Annotated in this window: 21 protein-coding genes; 16 read left to right on the plus strand and 5 right to left on the minus strand. The window is 60.5% G+C overall.

The window, feature by feature from the left end:
• Positions 1-37: 37 nt before the first annotated feature.
• The 9 genes from MD273_RS12910 to MD273_RS12950 all read left to right on the plus strand — a co-directional run bounded on the left by MD273_RS12910 (position 38) and on the right by MD273_RS12950 (position 9,073).
• Positions 38-1,159 (plus strand): muconate/chloromuconate family cycloisomerase, encoded by a 1,122-nt coding sequence (locus tag MD273_RS12910; RefSeq protein WP_239038193.1) that lies wholly within the window; start codon positions 38-40, stop codon positions 1,157-1,159.
• 49 nt (positions 1,160-1,208) lie between these two features.
• A complete protein-coding gene (catC, locus tag MD273_RS12915) occupies positions 1,209-1,499 on the plus strand; it encodes a muconolactone Delta-isomerase (protein ID WP_239038194.1) in 291 nt (96 codons plus the stop codon).
• A 72-nt stretch (positions 1,500-1,571) separates the two neighbouring features.
• Positions 1,572-2,513: a catechol 1,2-dioxygenase gene (gene catA / locus MD273_RS12920; RefSeq protein WP_239038195.1), complete on the plus strand. Its 942-nt coding sequence runs from the start codon at positions 1,572-1,574 to the stop codon at positions 2,511-2,513.
• Between the two features lie 116 nt (positions 2,514-2,629).
• Positions 2,630-4,003: a Rieske 2Fe-2S domain-containing protein gene (locus MD273_RS12925; protein WP_239038196.1), complete on the plus strand. Its 1,374-nt coding sequence runs from the start codon at positions 2,630-2,632 to the stop codon at positions 4,001-4,003.
• Positions 4,000-4,491, plus strand: coding sequence for a benzoate 1,2-dioxygenase small subunit (gene benB, locus MD273_RS12930; RefSeq protein WP_239038197.1), 492 nt, complete (start codon positions 4,000-4,002; stop codon positions 4,489-4,491). Before MD273_RS12925 ends, benB begins: the two co-directional genes overlap by 4 nt.
• A 20-nt stretch (positions 4,492-4,511) precedes the next feature.
• On the plus strand, positions 4,512-5,543 hold the full coding sequence (gene benC, locus MD273_RS12935; RefSeq protein WP_239038198.1) for a benzoate 1,2-dioxygenase electron transfer component BenC: 1,032 nt from the start codon (positions 4,512-4,514) through the stop codon (positions 5,541-5,543).
• Positions 5,540-6,319, plus strand: coding sequence for a benzoate diol dehydrogenase BenD (gene benD / locus MD273_RS12940; RefSeq protein ID WP_239038199.1), 780 nt, complete (start codon positions 5,540-5,542; stop codon positions 6,317-6,319). Before benC ends, benD begins: the two co-directional genes overlap by 4 nt.
• Before the next feature lie 108 nt (positions 6,320-6,427).
• Positions 6,428-7,774, plus strand: coding sequence for an MFS transporter (locus tag MD273_RS12945; protein WP_239038200.1), 1,347 nt, complete (start codon positions 6,428-6,430; stop codon positions 7,772-7,774).
• Between the two features lie 132 nt (positions 7,775-7,906).
• Entirely contained in the window at positions 7,907-9,073 is a 1,167-nt protein-coding gene (locus MD273_RS12950; RefSeq protein ID WP_239038201.1) for a benzoate/H(+) symporter BenE family transporter, read from the plus strand.
• 215 nt (positions 9,074-9,288) lie between these two features.
• On the opposite strand, the gene MD273_RS12955 is transcribed toward MD273_RS12950, so the two are convergent.
• Entirely contained in the window at positions 9,289-9,972 is a 684-nt protein-coding gene (locus MD273_RS12955) for a type 1 glutamine amidotransferase domain-containing protein (protein WP_239038489.1), read from the minus strand.
• A 198-nt stretch (positions 9,973-10,170) separates the two neighbouring features.
• On the opposite strand from MD273_RS12955, the gene MD273_RS12960 reads away from it, so the two are divergent.
• The 3 genes from MD273_RS12960 (at position 10,171) to MD273_RS12970 (ending at position 12,834) form a co-directional block, all read left to right on the plus strand.
• Positions 10,171-10,923 (plus strand): substrate-binding periplasmic protein, encoded by a 753-nt coding sequence (locus MD273_RS12960; protein WP_239038202.1) that lies wholly within the window; start codon positions 10,171-10,173, stop codon positions 10,921-10,923.
• On the plus strand, positions 10,920-12,302 hold the full coding sequence (locus tag MD273_RS12965; RefSeq protein WP_239038203.1) for a ribonuclease J: 1,383 nt from the start codon (positions 10,920-10,922) through the stop codon (positions 12,300-12,302). Before MD273_RS12960 ends, MD273_RS12965 begins: the two co-directional genes overlap by 4 nt.
• A gap of 106 nt (positions 12,303-12,408) precedes the next feature.
• On the plus strand, positions 12,409-12,834 hold the full coding sequence (locus tag MD273_RS12970; RefSeq protein WP_239038204.1) for a hotdog fold thioesterase: 426 nt from the start codon (positions 12,409-12,411) through the stop codon (positions 12,832-12,834).
• A gap of 9 nt (positions 12,835-12,843) precedes the next feature.
• On the opposite strand, the gene MD273_RS12975 is transcribed toward MD273_RS12970, so the two are convergent.
• The gene (locus MD273_RS12975) at positions 12,844-14,175 is read right to left on the minus strand and encodes a cyclic di-GMP phosphodiesterase (protein ID WP_239038205.1); all 1,332 of its coding nucleotides are present in this window, start codon (positions 14,173-14,175) and stop codon (positions 12,844-12,846) included.
• A 121-nt stretch (positions 14,176-14,296) separates the two neighbouring features.
• Positions 14,297-15,028 (minus strand): sulfite exporter TauE/SafE family protein, encoded by a 732-nt coding sequence (locus MD273_RS12980; RefSeq protein WP_239038206.1) that lies wholly within the window; start codon positions 15,026-15,028, stop codon positions 14,297-14,299.
• A 66-nt stretch (positions 15,029-15,094) separates the two neighbouring features.
• Between MD273_RS12980 and MD273_RS12985 the strand changes: the two genes are divergently transcribed.
• The 3 genes from MD273_RS12985 to MD273_RS12995 all read left to right on the plus strand — a co-directional run bounded on the left by MD273_RS12985 (position 15,095) and on the right by MD273_RS12995 (position 16,717).
• Positions 15,095-15,553 carry a YchJ family protein gene (locus tag MD273_RS12985; RefSeq protein ID WP_239038207.1) on the plus strand — a complete coding sequence of 153 codons (459 nt, stop codon included), beginning with the start codon at positions 15,095-15,097 and terminating at the stop codon, positions 15,551-15,553.
• 67 nt (positions 15,554-15,620) lie between these two features.
• Positions 15,621-16,511, plus strand: coding sequence for an EamA family transporter RarD (gene rarD, locus MD273_RS12990; RefSeq protein WP_239038208.1), 891 nt, complete (start codon positions 15,621-15,623; stop codon positions 16,509-16,511).
• Positions 16,508-16,717, plus strand: a complete 210-nt coding sequence (locus tag MD273_RS12995) for a DUF3565 domain-containing protein (RefSeq protein WP_239038209.1) — start codon at positions 16,508-16,510, stop codon at positions 16,715-16,717. Before rarD ends, MD273_RS12995 begins: the two co-directional genes overlap by 4 nt.
• A 17-nt stretch (positions 16,718-16,734) precedes the next feature.
• On the opposite strand, the gene MD273_RS13000 is transcribed toward MD273_RS12995, so the two are convergent.
• Both MD273_RS13000 and MD273_RS13005 read right to left on the minus strand, forming a co-directional pair.
• Positions 16,735-17,103 carry a thiol-disulfide oxidoreductase DCC family protein gene (locus MD273_RS13000; RefSeq protein WP_239038210.1) on the minus strand — a complete coding sequence of 123 codons (369 nt, stop codon included), beginning with the start codon at positions 17,101-17,103 and terminating at the stop codon, positions 16,735-16,737.
• The gene (locus MD273_RS13005) at positions 17,087-18,442 is read right to left on the minus strand and encodes a CHAD domain-containing protein (protein ID WP_239038211.1); all 1,356 of its coding nucleotides are present in this window, start codon (positions 18,440-18,442) and stop codon (positions 17,087-17,089) included. Before MD273_RS13005 ends, MD273_RS13000 begins: the two co-directional genes overlap by 17 nt.
• A 168-nt stretch (positions 18,443-18,610) precedes the next feature.
• On the opposite strand from MD273_RS13005, the gene MD273_RS13010 reads away from it, so the two are divergent.
• Positions 18,611-19,681 carry a TRAP transporter substrate-binding protein gene (locus tag MD273_RS13010; protein WP_239038212.1) on the plus strand — a complete coding sequence of 357 codons (1,071 nt, stop codon included), beginning with the start codon at positions 18,611-18,613 and terminating at the stop codon, positions 19,679-19,681.
• The last annotated feature ends 78 nt before the right edge of the window (positions 19,682-19,759 follow it).

Consider the following 19,759-nt stretch of genomic DNA (forward strand, 5'->3'; position numbering starts at 1 on the left):
GAATCACAGGATTTATTACTTGCGATTCGGAGAGCCCATGTCCGCCACCATTCAGTCCATTGAAGCGATCCTGGTCGATATCCCGACCATCCGCCCTCACAAGCTGTCCATGACAACCATGGGGGTTCAGAGCATGGTGATCGTGCGGATGAAAGACTCCGACGGCCTTGAAGGCCTCGGCGAGGCGACCACTATCGGCGGTCTGGCCTACGGCCCGGAAAGTCCCGAAAGCGTAAAGCTTACCATTGATACTTATTTCAAACCGCAACTGATTGGCCAGCCTGCAGGCAACATCAATACCCTGAGGGTAATGCTAAACCGCTCAACCCGCGGTAACAACCTGGCCAAATCTGCCATCGAGACCGCACTGCTGGATCTGCAGGGCAAGCGCCTGAACCGTCCGGTCTCGGATCTGCTCGGCGGAGCCATTCATCAGCACCTTCCGGTGCTCTGGACCCTGGCCAGTGGTGATACCGGAAAGGATATCGAAGAGGCCCTGGGGCTGATCGAAACCCGTCGTCACTGCGACTTCAAACTCAAGATCGGTTCCCGTTCGGTGATGGACGACGTTCGCCACGTCGCGGCTATCAAGGAAGCCGTGGGTGAGAGCGCCAGTGTGCGAGTGGATGTGAACCAGGCCTGGGATGAAGCCACCGCTGCCAAGGGCATGGCGGAGCTGCAGGCTGCCGGTATCGACCTTGTCGAGCAGCCGACCCCGATGAAAGATCACGCCGCGCTGGTGCGTCTGTCCGGGAAATTCCATCTGCCCATCCTGGCCGACGAGGCCGTGGCCGATGCCAAGGATATGTACAACCTGGCCGCAGCCGGTTTCGCCGGTGCGGTCGCCATGAAAATCGCCAAGGCCGGTGGTCCGGCCCGCGCCCTGGAGCAGGCCGCGGTAGCTCAGGCTGCCGGGATTGGCTTGTACGGCGGCACCCTTCTGGAAGGCACCATCGGAACCGTCGCCTCCCTGCACGCCTGGTCCACGCTCGAGACCCTGCACTGGGGCACCGAGATGTTTGGTCCGCTTTTGATGAAGGACGACATCGTGGTCAAGCCGCTGAACTTCCATGACAACGGCGTGGAGCTGCCGGAAGGGCCGGGGCTGGGTGTCGAGATCGATGAAGACAAGCTGGCCGAGTACCGCAGAAAGGCATAAGCCGCCGGCCCCGAGAACGCCGCAAAGATCAGTAAACGGAGGAAAGCACATGCTGTTCAAAGTCGAGATGAAGGTGAATATCCCCCACGACATGCCCGCGGAAGTGGCTGCGGACATCAAGGCGCGGGAGAAAGCCTACGCCCAGGACCTGCAGAAGCAGGGCAAGTGGCGCCACCTGTGGCGGGTGGCGGGCAGCTACGCCAACGTCAGCATCTTTGATGTGGAAGACAACGCCGAGCTGCAGGACCTGATCAGCAACCTGCCTCTGTTTCCCTACATGGATATCACTGTCGCGCCGCTGTGCCGGCATCCGTCCTCGATCCACGAAGACGACCGTTAGGAAATCAACACACCGTTGCCAACAGATGAGCTGAATTGAGCAACAACAACAAAAGCACCGAGGAGACCAACAATGACCGTCAAGACCATGCAAACTGCGGAAGTGAAGGATCTGCTGGAGAAAGTTGCCGGCTTCAACCAGGAAGGTGGCAACGAGCGGGTGAAGAAGATCGTTCACCGTTTCATGCACGATGTTTTCCAGATCGTCGAGGATTTCGACGTAACGCCGGAAGAGTTCTGGCAGGCCGTCTACTACGTGGGTGATCTGGGCGCCAACGGCGAGGCTGCCCTGCTGGCCCCGGGCCTGGGTATGGACAAGTACCTGGACATCCGGATGGACGCCGAAGATGAACAGGCGGGCCTCAATGGCGGTACCCCGCGCACCATCGAAGGCCCGCTGTATGTGGCTGGCGCACCGCTGAGCGAAGGCTTTGCCCGTATGGACGACGGTTCCGATGAGACCGCCGAGACCATGATCCTGACTGGTCAGGTGACCGACGAGAACGGCCAGCCGGTTGCCAATGCGGTGGTTGATGTATGGCACGCCAACACCATGGGCAACTACTCCTACTTCGACCAGTCCCAGAGCGAGTACAACCTGCGTCGCCGCATCAAGACCGACGAGAACGGCCGGTATACCGCCCGCTCCATCATTCCGGCTGGCTACGGCTGCCCGCCCGAAGGTTCCACCCAGGCGCTGTTGAACCTGCTGGGTCGTCACGGTAACCGTCCGGCGCACATCCACTTCTTTATCTCCAAGCCGGGTTACAAGCACCTGACTACCCAGATCAACCTGGCCGGTGACGAGTACACCTACGATGACTTCGCCTTCGCCACCCGTGACGAACTGGTGGTTGAAGCCAACCGCATCGAGGATCCGGCCAAGGCTGAGCAGTTCGGTCTGAACAAGCCGTTCACCGAAGTGGAGTTCAACATCCAGCTGGTCTCCACCGACAAGCCCGAGCTGCAGAACCGCCACGAGCGCAAGCGTGCTCTGGAAGGCGAAGTAGCTTAAGACCGAACCCTTAATCCCAAAGTTCTTGTGATCCGACCGGCCTGCGGCTGCGGGCCGGCCAGGGGACCTTCGCGCCCGAGAAACGGTTTTCACAACAACAAAATGGAGTGACGAACATGACTCGCCAACTCGACCGACTTGAGAAAACGATCCGCAACGCGGTGGAAGCCGATGCGGAAACCGGTCACTACCGCTGTGACCGCAGCATCTTCACCGACCAGGAGCTCTTTGAGCTCGAGATGAAGCACATCTTCGAAGGCAACTGGATTTTCCTGGCCCACGAGAGCCAGATCGAGAATCCGGGCGACTACTACACCACCACGGTGGGTCGTCAGCCGGTAATCATCACCCGGACCAAGGATGGCGAGCTCAAGGCGATTCTGAACACCTGCACCCACCGGGGTGCAACCCTGTGCCGCAAGAAGCGCGGCAATAAGACCTCCTTCACCTGCCCGTTCCACGGCTGGACCTTCAAGAACGACGGCAAGCTGCTGAAGGCCAAGGACCAGAAGAAAGGCGGTTACCCGGACAGCTTCAATGTCGACGGTTCCCACGACCTGAAGGAGCTGCCGAAGTTCGAGAACTACCGCGGCTTCCTGTTCGGCAGCCTCAATTCGGACGTTCTGCCGCTGGAAGAGTACCTGGGCGAGACCACCAAGGTGATCGACGCGATCGTTGACCAGGCGGTAGACGGTCTGGAGATCCTGCGGGGCGCCTCCACCTACACCTACGAGGGCAACTGGAAGCTGACCGCCGAGAACGGCGCCGACGGTTACCACGTCAGCACCGTGCACTGGAACTACCTGTCCACCATGGGCCAGCGTAACTACGAGAAGGGCGGCACCGAGGCGGTGGATGCCAAGAGCTGGTCCAACGAGGGCGGTTTCTACTCCTTCGAGAACGGCCACATGATGCTGTGGACCCGCCTGACCAACCCGGAAGTGCGTCCGGTCTACAACCACCTCGAGCGCCTGGAGAAAGAACTGGGCGAAGAGCGTGCCGATTTCATCGTACGGACCACCAAGAATCTGTGTCTGTACCCGAACGTGTACCTGATGGACCAGTTCTCCACCCAGATCCGGGTGCTGCGTCCGATCGACGTCAACAAGACCGAGATCACCATCTACTGCTGGGCGCCGAAGGGTGAGCCGGCGGCCGATCGCGCCAAGCGCATCCGTCAGTACGAAGATTTCTTCAACGTATCCGGCATGGGTACTCCGGACGACCTGGAAGAATTCCGTGGCTGTCAGGAAGGTTACTACGCCAAAGGCGTGAAGTGGAACGACATGAGCCGTGGCGCCCAGCACTGGATCGAAGGTGCGGACGACTGGGCCAAGCGCATCAACATGAAGCCGATTCTCAGTGGCGCCAAGCCGGAGGATGAAGGTCTGTACGTGACTCACCACCAGCACTGGGTGGAAGAGATGACCAAGGCTGTCGAGACCGAGCGTGCGCGTTTCATTTCCCTGTCAGAGGAGGCTTCCAAATGAGCATGTCTTTCGAACAGATCCAGGCGTTTATCTACCGGGAAGCCCGTCTGCTGGACGATCGGGAGTGGGACGAATGGCTCAAGTGCTACCACGAGGATGTCACCTACTGGATGCCGTCCTGGGACGACAATGACGAGCTGACCGAGGATCCGCAGACCGAGATCTCGCTGATCTACTACCCGAACCGTAACGGCCTGGAGGATCGGGTTTACCGGCTCAAGACCGAGCGTTCCGGCGCCAGCTCCATTCCGGAGCCGCGCACCGTGCACCTGACCAGCAACCTGGAAATCCTGGAGCGGGACGGCGACACCGTAAAGCTGCGCTTCAACTGGCAGACCAACAGTCACCGTTACCACAAGACCCAGTCCTTCTTTGGCGTGTCTTTCTACACCCTGGACTGCAGTGGCGAGCAGCCGCTGATTACCGAGAAGAAGGTGGTTCTGAAAAACGATTACATCAATCAGGTGATTGATATCTATCACCTGTAATTGATGGGGAGAGCATCATCATGAGTTACAACATCGCGCTTAATTTTGAAGATGGCGTCACCCGCGTGATCACCTGCAACGAGGGTGAGACGGTACTCGACGCCGCCTACCGGGCACAGATCAATCTGCCGATGGACTGCTCTGACGGCGTCTGCGGAACCTGCAAGGGTTCCTGCCAGCAGGGCGAGTTCGACATGGGCGACGAGTACATCGACGAGGCGCTGTCCGACGAGGAAGCCGAGCAGGGCATGGTCCTGACCTGTCAGATGGTGCCCTCCAGCGACTGTGTGGTGGAGATCCCGGCGGCCGCGTCCCTATGCAGCAAGGCCGGCAACGAAGCCGTGACCGGCACCGTGGACGAGGTCAACCTGATCTCCCCTACCGCCATCGAACTGAAGATCACCGCAGACGCCGACATCGGCTTCCTGCCGGGGCAGTACGTGAACATCCAGGTACCGGGTACCGAAGAAACCCGCGCCTACTCGTTCAGTTCCCGTCCCGGCAGCCGCGAGCTGAGCTTCCTGATCCGCAATGTGCCCGGCGGCCTGATGAGCTCCTGGCTGGTGGGCAAGGCCAAGACCGGCGACCCGGTCACCATCACCGGCCCGATGGGCGTGTTCTACCTGCGTCCGGTCCAGCGCCCGGTGCTGATGCTGGCCGGTGGTACCGGTCTGGCCCCGTTCCTGGCGATGCTGGAAAGTCTGAAGGAGAAGGGCTGTGACCAGCCGGCCCATCTGATCTACGGCGTGACCAACGACGACGATCTGGTGTGCGTGGCGGCCCTCGAGAAGTTCGCCGAAGAGATCGAGAACTTCACCTTCAAAACCGTGGTGGCCAGCGATGAGAGCGATCATCCCCGCAAGGGCTATGTGACCAATCACATGGAAGACGCACCCATCAACGATGGCGATGTCGATGTCTACCTGTGCGGACCGCCTCCCATGGTGGACGCGGTACTGGGTTACTTCCGTGAGCAGGGTATCGAGCCCAACTCGTTCCACTACGAGAAGTTCACCCCGAGCGTGTCTGCGGCGGAGGAGAAGGTCGCATGAACCCGCGTTTCACCAACAAGGTGATGGTGGTCACCGGCGCTGCCCAGGGTATCGGGCGGCGGGTGGCCGAACTGGCCGCCGCCGAAGGTGCCCGCCTGGTGCTGGTGGACATCGCTGACTACGTGCAGGGCGTTGCCGCCGAGCTGCGCGACCGGGGCGCCGAAGCCCTGGCCGTGCAGGCCAACCTGGAAACCTGGGAAGGCGCGGAAATTGTGATGGCCAAAGCCCATGAGCAGTACGGCCGCATCGACATCCTGATCAACAACGTCGGCGGCACCATCTGGGCCCAGCCGTTCGAGCATTACCAGCCGGAGCAGATCCAGAAGGAAATCCAGCGTTCCCTGTTCCCGACCCTGTGGTGCTGCCGTGCGGTTCTGCCTTACATGGTGGAGCAGAAGGGCGGTGCCATTGTGAATGTGTCTTCGGTCGCGACCCGGGGCCTGATGCGGGTGCCCTACGGCGCCGCCAAGGGCGGGGTCAACGCCATGACCGTGAACGTGGCCTTCGAGTATGCCGAGCATGGTATCCGGGTGAACGCCACCGCACCGGGCGGTACCGAAGCACCACCCCGGCTGACGCCGCGGAACACGGAGGAGCAGGGCGAACAGGAAAAGGCCTGGTACCAGACCCTGATCGACCAGACCAATGACACCAGTTTCATGCACCGCTACGGCACCCTGGATGAGCAGGCGGAGCCGATCCTGTTTCTGGCCTCGGATGCGGCCAGCTACATGACCGGAACCATCCTGCCGGTAGCCGGCGGAGACCTGGGCTGAGAACACGGCTTCCGGCCAGGCCGGAAGCCAATCTGACCGAACACAACGACACTGACATCAAGCCAACGGACCGGCTCCGTACAAATAGAACAAACGGGGTAACAGACCATGAGAAACATAGACGTCAACGACGTTATCGATAACGCACGATTCAACTCGTTTCACTGGAAGGTGCTCTTCTGGTGCACACTGATCATAATTTTCGACGGTTACGACCTGGTGATCTACGGCGTGGTTCTGCCGCTGTTGATGGACCAGTGGAACCTCAATCCCTATGTCGCCGGTTTGCTCGGCAGCAGTGCGCTGTTCGGCATGATGTTTGGCGCCATGGGCTTCGGTATGCTCTCGGACAAGCTCGGGCGCAAGAAAACCATTCTGATGTGTGTGGTGCTGTTCAGCCTCACCACGGTCATCAACGGCTTCGCCAGCACGCCCTGGCAGTTCGGCATTCTGCGCTTCATTGCCGGCCTGGGTATCGGCGGAGTCATGCCTAACGTGGTCTCGCTGATGAGCGAGTATTCACCCAAGAAGAGCCGTAGCACGCTGGTGGCCCTGATGTTTTCCGGCTACGCCGTGGGCGGCATGATGTCTGCCGGTCTGGGCATCTGGATCGTGCCCAATTATGGCTGGGAGATCATGTTCTATCTGGCAGTGGTACCCCTGCTGATGCTGCCGCTGATGATGAAGTTCCTGCCGGAGTCGGTGGCCTTCCTGATGGCCCAGAAGCGTGAAGGGGAGGCCCGGGACATTCTGCAGAAAGTGGCCCCGCTGCATGAAATCAGCGAGATGGACCGCCTGGAAGTCCCTCCCACCACCGAGAGCAAGGCACCGGTCCTGGAACTGTTCCGCGGCGGGCGAGCGTTCAGCACCAGCATGTTCTGGGTTGCTTTCTTCTGCTGCCTGCTGATGGTCTATGCGCTCGGCTCCTGGCTGCCGAAGCTGATGTCCATGGCCGGCTATGCCCTGAGCTCCAGCCTGATGTTCCTGATGGTTCTGAACATCGGTGCGATCATCGGTGCCGTGGGCGGCGGCTGGCTGGCAGACCGGTTCTCCCTGCGTTCGGTACTGGTGAGCTTCTTTATCCTCGGCTCGGTATCACTGGTCATGTTGGGCTATGAGAACCCGATGTGGTTCCTGTACACCCTGATGGGCATTGCCGGTGCCACCACCATTGGTTCACAGATCCTGCTGTACGCCTATGTGGCCCAGTACTATCCCACCAGCATCCGGTCGACCGGTCTGGGTTGGGCGTCGGGCATCGGCCGTAACGGTGCTATCGTCGGCCCCATGCTCGGCGGTACCCTGCTGGCCCTGGCTCTGCCGCACCATATGAATTTCCTGGCACTGGCCATTCCCGGCGCCATTGCCACCGTTGCCATTGCCCTGGTGGGCCGCCGCTTCAGTGCGAAGCGCCTGTCGTCTGAAGGAGAGGCCAGTCTGGCAACCAGTAACTGATTTTGTGGAGCGTTGATGCGACCCTGAGGGTGAGAGTCAGTCGAACCCCTCTTTTGCCCCGGCACGCAAGTGTCCGGGGCCTTTTTCGTTTTCCACCATCCGAACAATCTGACCAATAAGAAGGATGTGCACATGCCCCAGCTATTCCGAGACATGTCGTTATCCGCCGTTGCAGCCGGTTTCCTGGCCGTACTGGTTTCCTACGCCGGCCCCCTGGCGATCTTCTTCCAGGCGGGTGCCGCCGCCGATATTTCCCCGCAGATGATGACCTCCTGGGTCTGGGCCATTTCCCTGGGCGCGGCCATCTCCGGGATCGTACTGTCGCTCTGGCTCAAGGCCCCGGTGGTGACCGCGTGGTCGGCTCCCGGTACCGCGCTGCTGGTCGCCCTTTTTCCGGAGCTGTCCCTGAACGAGGCGGTAGGCGCCTACCTCACGGCCGCCGTGATTATTTTCATTATCGGGGTGTCCGGCACCTTTGATGCGTTTGTGCGGGCGATTCCCAAGGGAGTCGCCGCTGGCATGATGGCCGGCATCCTGTTCCAGTTCGGGGTCGGTGCGTTTACTGCGATCGAGTCCACGCCGGCGCTGGCCATCGGCATGCTGCTGGCCTACGTGGTGTTCCGCCGGCTGGTGCCGAAATACACGCTGGTGTTGCTGCTGATCGTCGGCGTGATCCTGGCAGTGGTGCTGGAGGGCGCGTCCCTGGCTGGCGTACGGGTAAGCATGGCGGTGCCGCAATTCATCATGCCCGAATGGAATCTCGGAGCGACCCTGAGCCTGGCCATACCCCTGGTGCTGGTCAGCCTGACCGGGCAGTTTTTGCCAGGCATGGCCATCCTGCAGGGGGCCGGCTACAAGGTGAAGGCCAGACCGGTGATTGCGGTCTCCAGCCTGGTGTCCCTGCCCATGGCAGTCTTTGGTGGCATCACCACCGTGGTCGCCGCGATTACCGCCGCCATCTGTACCGGCAAGGATGCCCATGAAGACCCGGATAAACGCTACGTGGCCGGGGTATTCAACGGGGTGTTTTACCTCGTCGGGGGGCTGTTTGCCGGCACCATCGTGGCCCTGTTCACCTCGTTACCGGCGGCGTTCGTAGCCGTGCTGGCGGGCCTGGCGCTGCTGGGTGCCATTGCCAACAACCTGTTTGCCGCGCTGGAGGATGCCAGTCACCGGGAGGCGTCGTTGATCACCTTTGTGGTGACTGCCTCGGGGTTGTCGCTGTTTGGGCTGTCCTCGGCGTTCTGGGGGGTGGTGATCGGGTATGGGTGTTATCTGGTGCTGAATGGCAGGAAGTAGTGCAAAGGCTAAGACGGGGTCAGATGAAGGATTTCATCAGACCCCAGGTTCCAGTCAGGCTTCGGCGGTTAAAGTCGGGGTCAGATGAACGCCTTCATCTGACCCCAAGTTCAGGTCTGAATCCAACTCCGGGGTCAGAAGAACGCTTTCTTCTGACCCCTCTTTCACATCGGGGTCTGATGAACGCCTTCATCAGACCCCATCTTCACCAGTAGTCAGGCCTCCTGCAATGCCTGCACCACTGCCTTCGCAGCCCCCTCGGAAGACGCCGGGTTCTGCCCGGTGATCAGCTTGCCGTCCACCACGATGTGCGGTGCCCAATCGTCGCCGCGGGTGTATTCCCCGGCATTGTCCTTGAGCATGTCCTCCACCAGGAACGGCACGATGTTGGTCAGCTGTACCGCATCCTCCTCGGTGTTGGTGAAGGCGGTGACCTTCCGGCCGCCGACGATGTTCTGCTCCGGCTTGATGAACACGTTCTTGAACACGGCCGGGGCGTGGCACACTGCGCCGATGACCTTGTCCTGCTCGTAGGCCTTCTTGATCAGCGCGATGGAGGCCTCGTCGTTGGCCAGGTCCCACAGCGGGCCGTGACCGCCGGGATAGAAAATCGCGTCGTACTCGTTCATGTCGACGTCGCTCAGCTTCTTGGTGCTGGCGAGCATTTCCTTGGCGTGGGCGTCCTTCATGAAGCGCTCGGTGGTCTCGGTCAGGGCGCCTTCGGCCTCACTGTTCGGGTCCACCGGCGGCTGGCCGCCCTTGGGAGAGGCGAGGGTGATCTCGGCACCGGCGTCCTTGAACACGTAGTAGGGCGCGGTGAACTCTTCGAGCCAGAAGCCGGTCTTGTGGCCGGTGTCGCCCATCTGGTCGTGTGATGTCAGAACCATCAGGATCTTCATACAGGTCGGTACCTCTCGTTTCGGAATGAATGGCACGTTTTGTCCGATGTACTTTCTGACTTGGCATCGGAGTGGTCCGGATTCAACCCTGCATACGTAATTTCACAAGGGGTGGATCTGGAACAGCTATACTGAACGGTGATCGAAATCAACCGGTCTTAAGCCCCGGCGGCGAGACTTCAGCGAAAGGCACTGCTGATGCGACGTATCGCGACCTTCCTGCTGCTGATCATGGCGGTACCAGCCATGGCCCAGCAGGGTACCGAAACCATTGAACCCCTCTCGGTGACGGTGGGAGTCAATCACGCACCCCCGTACCGGATCATCGACGTTGGGAAAAAGAGCGGTCTCTACGTCGAGATTTTCGAGGAAATCTCCGATTTGCTGGGTTGGGAGGTGCATTACCGTGAAGCACCCTTCCGTCGTGTCCTCCGAATGACAGCCGAGGGGCAGGTGGACATCATGCTTGGCCCGGTTCGCACCGAGGAGCGAAGTAACCGCCTGGCGTTTGTCGCCCCGGCCTTCCCACCGGAGCGCCGGCTGTTTTTCTACCTGAACGACAAGAATCGGATTGAGCGCTACTCGGATCTGTACGGCAAGCGCATCGGCGTGCTCGAGGGTGCCAGTTATTTCAATCGCTTCGATAACGACGAGAATCTGATGAAAGAGCCGGCGCCCCGCTATGAAAACCTGATGCTGATGATGGCCAGGGAGCGGGTGGATGTGGTGATCGCGCCGGAATTGCTGGGGCTGTACACTGTTCGCCAATTGGATCTGGCGGCCAGGGTATCCCCGTTCTTCGTGCCCGGCGAGCGTTCCTGGATTGCTGTCTCCCGGGAGTCGCCCGCCCTGGCCTATGCCGATGACATCCGGGCAGCGCTGAAACTGATCGAAATGAACGGAACCCACGAGGCCCTGGTGCTGAAATACCTGGAAAATGCTCCCCAATGACTCCGGACCAAGACGATCTCTGGTTTTTACCCCTTGGCGGTACCGGCGAAATCGGCATGAACCTGAACCTCTACGGGCACGACGGCCGCTGGCTGATGGTGGATTGTGGCGTGACCTTCCCGAAGCCGGGCCGGGTTGCCGCCGACGGCACCGTGCATCACCGGGGCGAGCCGCCGGTGCAGATGGCCGATCCGGCCTTTATCGCCGATCGTCGCGAGCAACTGGTCGGTCTGGTCATCACGCACGCCCATGAAGACCATGTCGGTGCCGTGCCCTACCTCTGGCCGATGCTGCAGTGTCCGGTCTACACCAGCCGGTTTACCGCAGAGATCCTCCGGCGCAAGCTGGCGGAGTTCGACCTGTTGCACCGGGTGCCGATCATCGAGGTCAACACTGGCGAAGAGAAACAGATCGGTCCGTTCAGGGTGCAGTGGCTGGCCCTGACACACTCCATCCCGGACCCCAATGCCCTGATGATCCGAACCCCTCGCGGGAACATCTTCCACAGTGGCGACTGGAAGCTGGATGCCCACCCCCTGGTTGGCCACGGTTATTCGCCGAGGACCTTCACGGATCTGGCTGAGCTAGGCGTGGATGCCATGGTTTGCGATTCCACCAACGCCACAGTCAAAGGCCACTCCCTGTCCGAGGCCACACTGCACGAGGGACTCCTGGAGGCTGTCCGTGCCGCTGAAGGCCGGGTGGTGGTGACCTGTTTCGGCAGCAACATTGCCCGCTTGCACACGCTGGCAGGGATTGCCCGGGAGACCGGCCGCTACATGGGCCTGCTGGGGCGGTCGCTGATCAATATGAGCGGGGCGGCCAAGGCTGCGGGAATCTGGGATCGGGCCGATGAATTGATTAATCCCGCCCATCTGGGTTACCTGCCCCGGGAGGAAGTCCTGGCGGTCGCGACCGGAAGCCAGGGGGAGCCCAGGACCGCGCTTCGGCGGCTGGCGATGGGCAGCCATCCGGACTTTGAGCTGGAGGCAGGCGATACCGTGATTTTCAGCGCCCGGGCCATCCCGGGCAACGAGGACGCAATCGAAGCCCTGATTTCCCGGCTCAGAGATCTGGGCGTCCGGGTGATCACGGCGGAAAACGCCGGCGTTCCTATCCACGCCTCGGGACATCCGGCCCAGGAGGAGCTGGAAACCATGTATCGTTGGGTCAAGCCCGCCCTCGCGATCCCGGTCCATGGTGAGATGGAACATATGGAAACCAACGCAGATATTGCCCGGGCCTGCGGGGTGCCCCGAACCCTGGTGGGCCGGGACGGCGACCTGTTCATGATCCGGCCGGTACCCGGCATCCGCCGGCAAGTGGTAGAAACCGGCCGGCTGGGTTGGGAAAAGCGCGAGCTGGTGCGGGTTTACTGAAAGGTTTTCCGAGACGATAAAAGCCATGGTGCTGAGCAAGCTAACCGGATAGACTCTGGCCATAACAGCCTCGTGCACACATCCAACTCAGGAGATACCTAACACCATGGCGATCTGGACCCGAACACCGAATCTTGAGCAAATGATGGAAGCCAGCCGAAAAACGGCGGTTGGCCACATGGGCATTGAGTACCTGGAAGTCGGTGACGATTACGTGAAAGGACGGATGCCGGTGGATGAACGCACGGTCCAGCCCTTTGGCATCCTGCATGGCGGTGCATCGGTGGTGCTGGCGGAAACCCTCGGCAGCATGGCTGCCAACTGTTGCCTGAAGGATCCGGATACCGTCGCCGTGGGTCTGGACATCAACGCCAATCATATCCGCCCGGTCAGCAAAGGCTGGGTTTATGGTACCGCCACCGCCCTGCACATTGGCAGTGCCACCCAGGTCTGGGAGATCCGTATCGAGAATGAGCTGGGTAAAACCACCTGCATCTCCCGGCTGACCATGGCTGTCACCAAACGTCCATAACCGAAGGGTTCACCGAGCGGACGGCGCAGGCGTGCTTGTGATAAGCCCCTCATCCACGAAATCCTGAAGGACAATGTCGAAGCTGCCGTCCGGCACTTCTTTCTTGATGCGGTACGTGGTGCCGGCGCGGTCATCGGGTGAGGCCATCAGATCGATCAGCCGGTAGGGCGCAAGCTGTGATTTGTCGGCTTCCCGCACCAGCAGGACCTTCGGCTTCAGCTTGTGTCCGGGGTGTGTCTCCACCACGATGCCGACTTCGCCGTTGTGCATCTCCACGATCGAACCGGGTGGGTACACGCCGATCATCTGGATAAACGCCTCGGCCAGCTCCGTGTCGAACTGGGTGCCGCGATGGTTGTGGATGATCTCCAGAGCCTGCATGGATGCCCGGCCCTTGTCGTAGATCCGGTTGCTGGTGATGGCGTCGTAGGTGTCCACCAGCCCCACCATTTTGGCAAACAGTGGGATCTGGTGACTCTCCAGCCCGCGGGGGTAACCGGAACCGTCCATCCGCTCATGGTGGCTGAAAGCCACGTCAACCGCCGTTGCCAGCGCATTGCTGGTGCCCATCAGGATAGAGCGACCGTGATTGGTATGTTCCCGCATGATGCTGAATTCGTCGGGCGTCAGGGCGCCGGGTTTGTTCAGTACCCGGTCCGGAATCCGGGTCTTGCCCACGTCGTGCAGCAGGCCGCACAGGGCCAGGTTGCGGATTTCCCCTTCAAGCAATCCCAGGTGCTTGCCAAATGCAGCAGAGAGGATGGAGACGTTGATGCAGTGCTCGGCCGTGTACTCGTCCTGGTTCTTGATCTTGGTAAGCAGCAGCAGGGCGTTTTCGTTTCTCAGCACACTGTCCACGCAGCTGTTGACCACCTTGCGGGCATTGTTCAGATCCAGGGTGCGACCAAGCCGAAGGCCCGCCATCAGGGATTTTGCGGTATCCCGAGCGTCCTCGAAGCGCATAACGGCCGGCGCCATCTCTGCCGCCATACTCACCTTGTTGATGTAGTTGACCCGTTTGCGGGGCAGTTTGCTTCGTGGCGGGGACGATGTGGCTGGTGAGGCAGGGGGCTTTTTTCGTTTTCCGAACAGGCTGAAGCCTTTTCGGGCGGGTTGCTCGGGCCGGGCAGCGGGCATGGTCGGTTCGACCCGCCCCTCGATAAACACGAACCGGCACTGGGCCTGGAGGGCCTGAAGTTCGGATGTGTTCTGGATGATAAAGCCCTGGAGGAGGAAGTCGGTTTCCTCCCACGGCCGGTCCAGCCGGATTACGTGCATGCCGATTTCCAGATCAACGACGTCGATCCGGGTTTCAACGACTTCCTGATGCCGAAGAGCCATGGCAGAGTCCGCTTCTGTTGATTCCTTTGTCCTGCACCATTTTGGCCCCGATTGGGCAAAGATTGTCCATCTGGAATGTAAAATCTGGTGAAATGCGGGAATTTCGGGACGTAGTTGGCCCTCAGAGCGAAATCAGCCCGCGCACCAGAGCGGCGGTTCCAGCCAGGGCGGCAATCCCGAGGATGATCGGTCGGAGGCCCTCAAAAGGCAGGCGGTTCACCAGTTTTCCGGACAGCAGGAAGCCAATGAGCACCCCGGGAAAGGTGGCGGCGAACAGGCCCAGCTCCCGAACGCCCAGATAGCCGGACAGTGACAGGGCGGTCAGGCTGAAAAAACTGGCGACGAGAAAGAACGCCGACATGTTGGCCCGCACCAGCGGACCTTTTTCATTCTGGTAGATGAGGGCAATCGGAGGCCCTCCCACTGCTGTGATGGTGCCCATGTAGGTGGAGGCGGCCCCGGCGAGGGCACTGTTCCGGGCATTGAGCCCCGGCTTCAGGCCGCCCACGCTCAGGGCAACGCCCGCGAGGATCAGGGCGCCGAACACCAGTTCAAACCCTTTCGGTGAAATCAGGGCCAGGGTAATGCCTGCCAGGATCATACCGACAAAACCGCCCCCGATGGCGAACCGCACCTGACGGATTTCCAGGGCACCGCGGTTGCGGATCAGCATCAGGATGGTCAGCAGCGTGGCGTTCAGCACCAGGGGAGCCGGTAGCAGAGCCGGGCTGATCAGGAACAGCAATGGCGCGGACAGGGTGCCGATGCCATAGCCGGCAACGCCCTGCAGGCAGGCACCGGCGATAATCGCCAGGTTGGCCAGCAGGAGTTGCACCACGGAAACATCAAACAAGGCTTTCGGTCCTTCTGAACTTGGTACACTTTGGGGCCCACAGGTTAACCGGAGCACACCCACATCATGATATCTGACCAGTCTAAGGGCCATTGCCCATGCGGCTCGGGTAAAGCTTACGAGCAGTGCTGCCAGCCCTGGCACCAGGGAAAACCGGCGCCTTCGCCGGAAGCTCTGATGCGGTCCCGATATACGGCGTTTGTACAGAAACGGGTGGACTATCTGCTTGAGACCTGGCACCCCGATACCCGCCCGGCCGAGCTGGACATGGAAGGCTCACCTGCCTGGGTATCCCTGCAGATCCTCGACAGCACTGGACAGGGTAACAGGGGCGTGGTCCATTTTCGCGCTGTTTATCGCATCGGTGACGGTTGGGGTTATCTCGAGGAACACTCGGATTTTGTTCGGGAGGAGGGCCGCTGGTATTACCTGTCCGGGGAAACCGAGGAAGGGCAGTTGAAGCCCGGTCGCAATGACCGTTGCCCATGTGGCAGCGGGAAAAAATTCAAGGCCTGTTGCCGGTAAGCCGTTAGTTCAAGCGCATTCCCTGTTTGCCCTGTGGTAGATTGTCCGGCTGGATAATGAGGAACCTATGAAAGCAGCCACCCCCGAGACGACCAAGGGCGTTCTCTACGGCCTCGCGGCCTACACCATGTGGGGGAGTTTCCCCCTGTATTTCGCCCTGTTCGAGGGCGTGCCGGCCTGGGAGGTCCTGATCCACCGGGTGATCTGGTCCTGCCTGTTCCTCGCCATCGTGATTACCCTCATGCAACGCTGGCAACCGGTCCGTGCGGCTCTGGCCCGCCCCCGAAAACTGGGCTTCGTGCTCGGCTGCGCCCTGTTCATAGCGCTGAACTGGGGCGTCTACATCTACGCGGTAGAGACCCGTCATGTCCTTCAGGCCAGTCTTGGTTATTTTCTGACGCCCCTGGTGAATGTCGCCATGGGAATGCTGATCCTCCGGGAGACCATTTCCCGCCTGCAGGGCATGGCTGTGGCTCTGGCTACCGTGGCCATTCTGTACCAGCTATTCCTGCTGGGCATCGTGCCCTGGATTACCCTCCTGCTCGCCTTCAGCTTCGGCACCTACGGCCTGTTCCGGAAGAAAGTGGAGCTGGACGGTCTGTCCGGCCTGTTTGTGGAAACTCTCCTGCTTCTGCCCGTCGGCCTGCTCACCTGGACCTGGCTGGGCGCAGAGGGCATATCCCATTTCTCCGAAAGTACCGGCATGATGCTCTTGTTGATCTCGTCGGGAATCGTCACCGCCATCCCGTTGCTGGCCTTCGCGGGTGCCGCCCGTCGCCTGCGTCTGGCGACGGTTGGTTTTCTCATGTACATCAACCCGACGATCCAGTTCCTCATTGCCCTGTTTGTGTTTGAGGAGCCCCTGAGTGGGGAGAAACTGGTGAGTTTTGTCATGATCTGGGTCGCGCTGGCTATCTATTCCTGGTCGGCCTGGAGCGGGAGGAAGGCAGGACAATGAAACAACCCATTACCGGTTATCACAAGGACGAAGAGAACCATTGGGTCGCACAGCTTGCCTGCGGTCATAACCAGCATGTGCGCCATGATCCGCCCTGGGTGAATCGGCCCTGGGTTATCTCGGACCAGGGCAGACGCTCCATGCTCGGGTTCGAGCTGGACTGCAAGAAGTGTGATCAGGGCGCGCCGCCGGACGAGCAGCCCTGAGTTCCGGCCTCGATCCGTCAGCCCGGGTCGCACTCTGCGCAGCCGTATTTGCGCTCGTAGCGCCGATCCGCCCAGAGTTCGTAAACCGGTGAAACCATCTGATAGATTCCCGGCCAGAGAAGGGGCTTGAAGAGAAAGCCGAACGGTGTGTGGGACCAGGCGCGGACAGTGGCGTGCAGCCCGGTGACCCATTCTCCGGTCCACGTCATCAGGTGCAGGCGGCGCAGGAGCATTTCATGAGGCGGCAGTACCGGACTGCCATTGTACTGCTGGTGGATATCCGCCAAAACCAGGTTGCCTCTATTCCAGCGCCTCAACGCCCGGACTTCCCGTGCGCACAGCGGGCACTGGCCATCATGGAAAAGTGTGTCATAGCGGGGGTCCATCGAGTCCTCCTAACGCGAGTATCTGGCGTCGGGCGTCCGTTTTCTGCTGTTCCAGTCTCTCCTTCAGACCGTCCACGGCCCCCGGTAACGTCTCCGGGGCCCGGGCTCGGAACGCTGTGATCAGCTCAATCTGTACGTGCAGGTCCTGAAACCGGCCATACAGCTCCTGCCGGTATTTCAAGGCCTTGAGCGGCCGTTTCCAGCCTTTCGCATCCAGTTCCATCAGGTAACGGATGCGCTTGAGCAGCTTCCTGAGCCGGTGAATATCGTCATCCGGTGAGTTGTGGAGCAGCTCGGCGGTACGCCGGTTGAACTCGGTTATACGTCGCTCTACCGCCTTTCGGATGTCCTCCGGCGAGAGCCGCCCCGCGAGTTTGCGAAACTCCCGGGAATGAATCTGGTCCTCCCAGCGGTGCATGGCGTCCCGATAGCGCTTGCCTGCCAGCCGTTTCACCAGCCTGTGGTGTTCCAGCTCGGCTTCGGTTTCGATCCAGGTGCCCAGCGCGGACTGCAGTTCATTGTTGGGCTCGCACCACCCGGCAAGGTCCTGCAGGAAAACATGCAGATCCCGCAATCGGCTGGTGGCACGGGCATGGCGCTTCAGTTGCTTGACGGGTTTGTCCAGGGACTTGTCACCGGTGACCTCGGCCACCGATTCGGCGATTGCCCGGCTGCGCCGGATCGCAATCCGGAACTGATGCAGGAACTCGTCATCCAGACCCACCCGGACCCCCGGTTCCAGTTCCCGCATTCGCTGGAGCTGGTGAGACAGGGCCTCGGGAATGTCTCGTCCGGGCTCCTTGCCCCTGGTTTTGGCCCTTTTCTTCTGCTTTCGGGCGAACTGCTCGTAGCTGAACTCTTTCGGGGTCAGGAAGTGTTCGAGCTGTCCCTTGCCGGCCGCCACTTTGCGCCAGGGCTTGTCCGGTAACCGGATGTGGACAAAGCTGGCCGTGGGCAGATGTGCCGGCGGGTGTCTGAGCAGATGCTCCGACAGCTCCAGCAAGGCCGGGTTATGGCCGATGAGGGTGACCGTTTCCTCTCGATCATCCAGGCCTTTGAGCCAACGCAGGAGCCGCCGATAGTCGAATGTATAAAGCTCCGCGCTGATGTGAATCCGGTTCTCGGGAAATCCCTGCGGAAGGATGCCGCCGAGGGTCTGCCGGGCCCTGGAGGCATCGCTGGCGTAGATGGTGCCGCCGAAACCACTGCTCCGTGCCAGTGCCCGGCCCAATGCCGCGAGCTGGCTTTCGCCCCGGTCGTTGAGGGGGCGTTCACGGTCACTGAGGTCTTCATCGGCCCAGCTGGATTTGGCATGGCGTACGAGAAACAGTTGCTTCATGGAATCTCGAGTCGGGGGAATTTGATAATAGCGTAGTGCCTGTGTGGCGTGATGTCGCAGAGTCTGCCGTCGATCTGTGACAAAGATTGGCTCATTGCCGTTAGCAGGCTATGATGGACATGGACCCGAAATACCTATTCATACCTATAAAAAACGGAAGCCAACACCATGAATTTACGCAAGTCTTTCTTTGCCGCGGTGGCTGTTGCGGCGTCGGCGTTCAGCGTGTCTGCGCTGGCGCAGGAAACGTACACCCTGAGCCTGGCTCAGACCTGGGGACCGAACTCACCGATTCTGGGGGAAACCACTGAACACTTTGCCAAGATGGCAGAGGAAATGTCCGATGGCCGGCTGCAAGTGCGGATAGACGCATCCAACAAGCACAAGGCACCTTTCGGCATTTTCGACCTGGTGCGCACCGGCCAGTACGACATGGGTCATACCGCCTCCTACTATTACAAGGGCACCATTCCCAACGCGATGTACTTCACCACCATTCCGTTCGGCCTGATCGCCCCGGAAATGTACGCCTGGTTCTACCATGGCGGTGGCATGGAGCTTATGCAGAAGGTCTACGAGCCGCACGGTCTGCTGTCCTTCCCGGGCGGTAATACCGGGAACCAGATGGGAGGTTGGTTCCGCAAGGAAATCAACTCCGTGGAAGATCTCCAGGGACTGAAGATGCGCACCCCGGGCTTTGCCGGCGAGGTTATGTCGGAACTGGGCGTGGCGGTTACCAACCTGCCGCCGGGAGAGCTGTATACCGCGCTTGAGCGCGGCACCATCGACGCCCTTGAGTGGGTGGGCCCGGCCCTCGACTTCCCCATGGGCTTCCACCAGATCGCCAAGTACTACTACTCCGGCTGGCAGGAGCCCGGTGCCGAGGTACAGTTCCTGATCAACAAGAAGACCTGGGACAAGCTGCCGGCCGATCTGCAGGAGGTGCTCCGGGTCGCCATGCGCACGGCCGCCTACGACATGTACATCCAGAGTGTGCATGAGAGCGGTGTCGCCTGGAACAAGATGAAGGAGAACTATCCGGATGTGACCCACAAGGTGTTCCCGCCGGAAGTTATCGATGCGCTGCGTCAAACCACCGACCGCCTGCTTCAGGAAGCAGCGGAAGAGGATCCGCTGGCCAAGGAAATCATCACTTCCCAGCGCGATTACCTCAAGCAGGTGCGTCCCTGGATCAACATCTCGGACAAGGCCTACCTGAACAGTGTTGCCGGCGAGTGATCGCCCGGCACGGTTAAGGTCCTGATAACAAGGGGCGTCGGGGGTTCGGATTACCCCGACGCCCCTTTTTGTTTGCTA

The sequence above is a fragment of the Marinobacter sp. C7 genome (genome assembly GCF_022343555.1).
Taxonomy (GTDB): Bacteria; Pseudomonadota; Gammaproteobacteria; order Pseudomonadales; family Oleiphilaceae; genus Marinobacter.

Bases quoted from the DNA above. Each gene is read 5' to 3' on its own strand.
- MD273_RS12910 (WP_239038193.1), top strand. From the start codon at position 38: ATGTCCGCCACCATTCAGTCCATTGAAGCGATCCTGGTCGATATCCCG.
- catC (WP_239038194.1), top strand. From the start codon at position 1,209: ATGCTGTTCAAAGTCGAGATGAAGGTGAATATCCCCCACGACATGCCC.
- catA (WP_239038195.1), top strand. From the start codon at position 1,572: ATGACCGTCAAGACCATGCAAACTGCGGAAGTGAAGGATCTGCTGGAG.
- MD273_RS12925 (WP_239038196.1), top strand. From the start codon at position 2,630: ATGACTCGCCAACTCGACCGACTTGAGAAAACGATCCGCAACGCGGTG.
- benB (WP_239038197.1), top strand. From the start codon at position 4,000: ATGAGCATGTCTTTCGAACAGATCCAGGCGTTTATCTACCGGGAAGCC.
- benC (WP_239038198.1), top strand. From the start codon at position 4,512: ATGAGTTACAACATCGCGCTTAATTTTGAAGATGGCGTCACCCGCGTG.
- benD (WP_239038199.1), top strand. From the start codon at position 5,540: ATGAACCCGCGTTTCACCAACAAGGTGATGGTGGTCACCGGCGCTGCC.
- MD273_RS12945 (WP_239038200.1), top strand. From the start codon at position 6,428: ATGAGAAACATAGACGTCAACGACGTTATCGATAACGCACGATTCAAC.
- MD273_RS12950 (WP_239038201.1), top strand. From the start codon at position 7,907: ATGCCCCAGCTATTCCGAGACATGTCGTTATCCGCCGTTGCAGCCGGT.
- MD273_RS12955 (WP_239038489.1), bottom strand. From the start codon at position 9,972: ATGAAGATCCTGATGGTTCTGACATCACACGACCAGATGGGCGACACC.
- MD273_RS12960 (WP_239038202.1), top strand. From the start codon at position 10,171: ATGCGACGTATCGCGACCTTCCTGCTGCTGATCATGGCGGTACCAGCC.
- MD273_RS12965 (WP_239038203.1), top strand. From the start codon at position 10,920: ATGACTCCGGACCAAGACGATCTCTGGTTTTTACCCCTTGGCGGTACC.
- MD273_RS12970 (WP_239038204.1), top strand. From the start codon at position 12,409: ATGGCGATCTGGACCCGAACACCGAATCTTGAGCAAATGATGGAAGCC.
- MD273_RS12975 (WP_239038205.1), bottom strand. From the start codon at position 14,175: ATGGCTCTTCGGCATCAGGAAGTCGTTGAAACCCGGATCGACGTCGTT.
- MD273_RS12985 (WP_239038207.1), top strand. From the start codon at position 15,095: ATGATATCTGACCAGTCTAAGGGCCATTGCCCATGCGGCTCGGGTAAA.
- rarD (WP_239038208.1), top strand. From the start codon at position 15,621: ATGAAAGCAGCCACCCCCGAGACGACCAAGGGCGTTCTCTACGGCCTC.
- MD273_RS12995 (WP_239038209.1), top strand. From the start codon at position 16,508: ATGAAACAACCCATTACCGGTTATCACAAGGACGAAGAGAACCATTGG.
- MD273_RS13000 (WP_239038210.1), bottom strand. From the start codon at position 17,103: ATGGACCCCCGCTATGACACACTTTTCCATGATGGCCAGTGCCCGCTG.
- MD273_RS13005 (WP_239038211.1), bottom strand. From the start codon at position 18,442: ATGAAGCAACTGTTTCTCGTACGCCATGCCAAATCCAGCTGGGCCGAT.
- MD273_RS13010 (WP_239038212.1), top strand. From the start codon at position 18,611: ATGAATTTACGCAAGTCTTTCTTTGCCGCGGTGGCTGTTGCGGCGTCG.